General features: G+C 47.8%; 4 protein-coding genes and 1 pseudogene. All 5 read left to right on the plus strand.

Annotated features, from left to right (window positions below):
• Positions 1–309: 309 nt before the first annotated feature.
• The 5 genes and pseudogenes from JCM2765_RS15850 (at position 310) to JCM2765_RS15870 (ending at position 5,247) form a co-directional block, all read left to right on the plus strand.
• A pseudogene (locus tag JCM2765_RS15850) lies at positions 310–1,408 on the plus strand (ABC transporter ATP-binding protein).
• A complete protein-coding gene (locus tag JCM2765_RS15855; protein WP_054737514.1) occupies positions 1,386–2,336 on the plus strand; it encodes a carbohydrate ABC transporter permease in 951 nt (316 codons plus the stop codon). Before JCM2765_RS15850 ends, JCM2765_RS15855 begins: the two are co-directional and overlap by 23 nt.
• Complete coding sequence (locus tag JCM2765_RS15860; protein ID WP_054737515.1) at positions 2,336–3,184, plus strand: carbohydrate ABC transporter permease; 849 nt, start codon at positions 2,336–2,338, stop codon at positions 3,182–3,184. The genes JCM2765_RS15855 and JCM2765_RS15860 overlap by 1 nt, the downstream gene beginning before the upstream one ends.
• Positions 3,185–3,198: 14 nt before the next feature.
• Positions 3,199–4,530 carry an extracellular solute-binding protein gene (locus JCM2765_RS15865; protein WP_054737516.1) on the plus strand — a complete coding sequence of 444 codons (1,332 nt, stop codon included), beginning with the start codon at positions 3,199–3,201 and terminating at the stop codon, positions 4,528–4,530.
• 15 nt (positions 4,531–4,545) lie between these two features.
• Positions 4,546–5,247: a glycerophosphodiester phosphodiesterase gene (locus JCM2765_RS15870; RefSeq protein ID WP_054737517.1), complete on the plus strand. Its 702-nt coding sequence runs from the start codon at positions 4,546–4,548 to the stop codon at positions 5,245–5,247.
• The last annotated feature ends 178 nt before the right edge of the window (positions 5,248–5,425 follow it).

Here is a 5,425-nt window from a genome sequence, read left to right on the forward strand (position 1 = left end):
ATGGGCGCTTTTTGCCCATTCCTAGCTCGTAGGCCCGCGACCCAGTGAAGCTTGGAAGCCTATCTGGCCACTGTGTTCCAGCCTCGCATAGCGCCGGAGCCTCCCGCGGCATTCTCCCGCTATAGAAAACCAGAATCACTTCACAAACTACACATGCTTACGCTGGACACAAGCGACAGCTCAAACAATTTTTACGCAACCTTTACGATATCGATACACTGTCAACGCTGAATCGACACAAACGCTTTGTAAACTGTAGTCGTTGCTTGATACAAAATGACTGTACCTGAAGAAGGAGTGTTGAACTGAATGGCAATTCGATTGGAACGCTTGGAAAAGACGTACCCAGAAAGCGAACAGCCAGTGTTAACCGATGTCTCGGTCGAGGTGAAGGATGGCGAATTTTTTGTAATCGTGGGACCTCGGGTTGTGGTAAGAGTACCCTGTTACGAATGATTGCGGGGCTGACATCAATTACGGCGGGGCGTTTATTGATCAATGATCAGCCCGCTAATAAGTTACCACCTAAGGACCGGCAACTTTCAATGGTATTTCAAAGTTACGCTTTATTTCCATTTCTTTCGGTGGAAGCTAACGTTGGTTTTGGATTGAAAGCTCGGCATCAAACACCGGCTGAGATTACCGAACGAGTCAATTATGCGTTAGAGATGGTGAATTTAACCGAGTTTCGAACCCGGAAACCTAAAGCATTATCCGGTGGTCAACGGCAACGGGTCGCGTTAGCGCGCGCGATTGCCAGTGAGGCCAAAATTTGTCTAATGGACGAACCATTGTCTAATTTGGATGCCCAACTACGGGCCAAGATGCGGATAGAGCTGAAGCAGTTACAACGTAAACTGGGGTTAACCGTTATCTACGTGACCCATGACCAAGTTGAAGCAATGACAATGGCGGACCGGGTGATGGTTTTAAAGCATCGCCAAGTTCAGCAGATCGATACACCGCTTAATCTGTATCAACGCCCTAAAAACGAGTTTGTGGCGAGCTTTTTTGGCACCCCACAGATTAATTTATTGGCGGCAACGGTTCAGCAGCAACACTTACTCATCAACGCCGACTTAGATTTCGCAATTGAACGCCCAATTGAAGATGGGACTGAGGTGACGGTGGGCATTCGCCTAATCAACTGCAGTTCCAAGTCACGGTTCGAAATGCGAATGCGCGAATTGAAAGTGTGGCCTACTTGGGTGATCAAGTTGTTGCAACGGCAGTGTTAAGTGATGACCAAACCGTTCGACTAGTGAGCGATAATACGCAACTCATTAAGGTGGGGGATTTGATTCGAATTACGGGTGTCAGCGAACTAACCGTTTTTGAACAAAAGACGGGGAACTTGATGCTGGTTGAAAAGGGGAGTGAGCGCGATGCAGCAGTTACTGCGGGGTAAATCAAAATCAACCATCACAGCCCAACCGCTAGCACCGGTCAGTGCCACAACCAAAACAAGCCGATGGACGGATCGAAGTTATGCAGTGTTGTTTTTAGGGCCATCATTGTTGGTGCTTAGCGTCTTTGTATTTTGGCCGATGCTCAAAACGATTTACCTGAGCTTTTTTCTAACGGATACTTATGGGCGAGCAACCGTTTTTACCGGTATTTCTAATTATGTTGGGGTATTGACCGATCCTGCTTATCTGTCAAGCTTAGGTGCAACGTTGCTGTACGTCTTAGCAGTGACGGGATTAACGATTGGCTTGGGATTAGTACTGGCGGTTACGGCCAATCAGCAGTTAAAGGGTATCAGTTTTTTTAAGACGTTATTTTCGTCAACCATGGGCATCTCGGTATCCGTAGCCGCTATTTTTTGGTTATTTGCGTTTAATCCCTCTGTTGGGGTGTTTGCTCAAATTGCTCAGGCATTACACTTACCGGAAATTAACTGGTTAGCTGATCCGCACTATGCGCTGCTTGCTGTGATCATGACAACGGTTTGGATGAACCTTGGCTTCACGTTCTTAATTTTATTTGGCGCATTGCAACAGGTACCGAGTTCGCTTTACGAGGCGGCTGACATTGCCGGGGTACCTGGCCGAACCCAGTTGTTTAAGGTGACCTTACCACTGATTTCACCAACGTTATTTTTTGTCGCAACGGTGACGTTGATCGATGCCTTCAAAAGCTTTGGCCTGATTGACCTCATGACTGCTGGCGGGCCAAGTAACGCGACGAACCTATTAGTGTATCGGGTTTATCAGGATGCCTTTTTGAATGGGAATGTTGGTCAAGCTAGTACGGAATCGGTGATTTTAACGGCGATCATTGCCGTGATCACTTTGATTCAGTTTAAGCTCTTTGGAAAGCGGGTGACGTATTAATGGCAGCCAATCAACTTGCAGTTCCAGCTCAAAATGGTGCTCGGTTGAAACTCGTGGGGCGCTATGCAATTTTAGGCGTGTTGGCGTTGATCGTCATTGGCCCGTTTTTACTGGGACTTTGGACGAGTTTATTGCCAACGGCTGAGATTTCCAAAGGGGCGTTGTGGAGCAACCACCTATCATTTGATAACTATGTTGCTGCCATGACGACGACCCCGATTTTACGGTATTTGTTAAACAGCCTCGTGATTTCGACCCTAACGATGGGATGTCAATTATTGCTGTGCTCAATGTCCGCGTACGCGTTTGTGTTTTTACAGTTTAAATACCGCAAACAGCTTTTCGCACTCTTTTTGATCACGATGATGCTCCCATTCGAAGCCGAGGTGATCCCAAACTTTGCGACAGTTCGGCAGATGGGGTTACTCAACCATTACGCGGTGATGGTCGTGCCATTTTTAACGGCGGCCTTTGGAACGTTTATGATGCGGCAGGCATTCATGCAGGTACCAATGGAGTTAAAAGAAGCAGCGGATATCGAAGGACTCTCGCACTGGCAGTTTTTTTGGCAAATTGCGCTGCCTTATACCCGAATCAGCTTACTCACGCTGGCAGCCTATAGTTTTCTTGGGAGTTGGAACCAGTACTTGTGGCCGATGTTGACCACGTTTAGTGACCGATTTCGACCGGTTCAAGATGGTCTTCGACAATTGCAGGGGCAAGAAAGTTTCAACAACTGGGGCATGATTCAAGCCAGCGCTGCAATCGTTGTGATTCCCACGTTGATCGTGCTGTTCATCGGTCAACATTACTTCAAAGCGGGTCTGAACGAGGGTTCAGTTAAATAATGGGGGCGAGATAAGTGAAGCGATTATGGGTTCTAGGCGCACTATTAACGCTGCTGATCATTCCGCTAAGTGCTTGTACGACCTCACACGCAGCTAGTAAGACAAGGGTTGTCTTTTGGCACGAAATGACCGGACCGGCGCAAGATCAGTTAAATCAGTACGTTAAAGCATTTAATGCGAGTCAATCCAAGTACGAAGTTGTGCCAGAGTTTGAAGGCAACTACAATGAGGCGGTTCAAAAAATTCTCCACACGCACGGAACGGATGCCTCGCCCGCCGTTTTCCAATCAATGGATGTGTCAACGAGTCAGTTGTACCATGCAAAGGTTGCGACACCGGTACAACAATTCATTGATGAAGACCATTACGATGTGAGCCAAATCTCACCGGTGGCGCGGGCCTTTTATTCTCAGGGTGGGCGACAGATTTCAATGCCATTCAATACGTCTCAGCCGGTGCTATACTATAACGCCTCGTTGCTGAAACGACTGGGAATCAAGGCACCACCAGTCAATCCTTCATACAGTGATATTACTCGGGTTGCTAAAGCGATTAGTCAAAAGTCTCACGGTAAAGTGAAAGGCCTCACCGTGGAAGCGTATGGCTGGCTGTTTGAACAGTTTTTAGCCAATGGCGATACGACGATGGCCAATCATGATAATGGTCGAACGGGTTTTCCAACGAGTGTTAACATGACTTCTAAGACGAGTCGGGACGCGATGGCATGGGTTCGTGACAATATCAAAGCCGGGGACTTTATCGATTTTGGTGCGGGATCACAAGCTGAGTCTAATGAAATCGCAGCCTTTCTCGCTGGTAAACTGGGCATCTTCATTCAGTCATCAGCTTATATCAGTCAATTACTAGCGGGAACCAAGGATCAATTGGGAATCACCTACTATCCGCATGCGGACGGTCAAACGGGCAACGGTGTCTCGATTGGGGGTGCCTCATTATGGATCTCTAACAGCCAACCGAAAGCGGTTCAACGTGGGGCCTGGGCGTTTATCAAGTCGGTGATGACGCCCAAGGCTCAGGCGCAGTGGCAAAAAGCAACCGGCTATCTGGCCCTAAACCGAAATTCTCAAAGAGAACCAGTTTTAAAAGCGTTGTATGCCAAATACCCGGCGGCTCAAGTGCCAAGTCAACAATTAGCCCGGGCGAAGGCTAATCGCGCTAATTCTGGCATCTTTATGGAAGGGTTGATTCAAGAACGGGCGTATACGCAAACGGCGATGTCGCAAATTTATAACGGTGGCGATATCGATAAAGCGTTAAAGACAGCGCAATTGAGCATGAATCAGTTTCTGGCGAACACCAACCGGGCAAACCGGTACGGACAGTAAGTAGGAGGCAGATCATTGAAAACTTTAATTTTTGGGCATCGCGGTATTCCAACGCAGTTTCCCGAGAATTCATTGGCCGGGTTTCGTTACGCCATTGAGAACGGTGTTGAGGGACTGGAGTTTGACGTTCAACTCACGCGAGATCAAGTACCAGTGATTATGCATGATGAACGACTTGATCGGACGACGACTGGGATGGGGCGGTTAACGGATTTCACGTATGCCCAGTTAAAGCAGTTTCAGTTGGAGAACGGCGAGTTGATCCCAACGTTGGATGACTTTATGGCGTTAGTCGGGGGTCAGGATGTGTGTTTGAACTTGGAATTTAAGACGGATAAGGTCCAGTATCCGGGAATTGAGGCCTTGGTTTTAGACAAGGTAATGCGGGCGGACCTGATCCAGGAGGTGATCTTTTCATCGTTTCATCTGGCAACGTTGCAAACGGCGAGACTCATTGCGCCTAGTCAAAATTACTGTTTTTTAGCGGATCACGTGATGCTTGACCCGGAATTGTTTATTCGGCAGCATCAGTTGAGTGGCCTTCACCTCAATCACTATCAGCCAGTTGGCCAATTTGCCGAGCGCATCTGGACGGTCAATAGCCGGTACCAGATAACGAGCATGTTCAAACGGGGAGTGACCGGCATCTTCACGGATGATTTTGAAAAAGCGATGCAGATTCGCGATCAAGTTCAGCCACTATTGATGACCAGTTAAGCGGAACTGTCAGTTTCCCGAATTAGTCAAATGCACGTGACAAATTCAAGCGTTTGCGTTACATTATCCATAGGGAGTCGCATCATAGGCCAATCGTGCTCGATTGGCCTTTTTTGACGTTGTTAGTTACGCTTGTGTCCAGCGTAAGCATCTTCAGTTTGTGAAGTGCAGCGATCCT

The sequence above is a fragment of the Secundilactobacillus similis DSM 23365 = JCM 2765 genome, from assembly GCF_001311075.1.
GTDB classification, from domain to species: Bacteria; Bacillota; Bacilli; order Lactobacillales; family Lactobacillaceae; genus Secundilactobacillus; species Secundilactobacillus similis.

Coding starts and splice junctions, on each gene's coding strand:
- JCM2765_RS15855 (WP_054737514.1), top strand. CDS start 1,386: ATGCAGCAGTTACTGCGGGGTAAATCAAAATCAACCATCACAGCCCAA.
- JCM2765_RS15860 (WP_054737515.1), top strand. CDS start 2,336: ATGGCAGCCAATCAACTTGCAGTTCCAGCTCAAAATGGTGCTCGGTTG.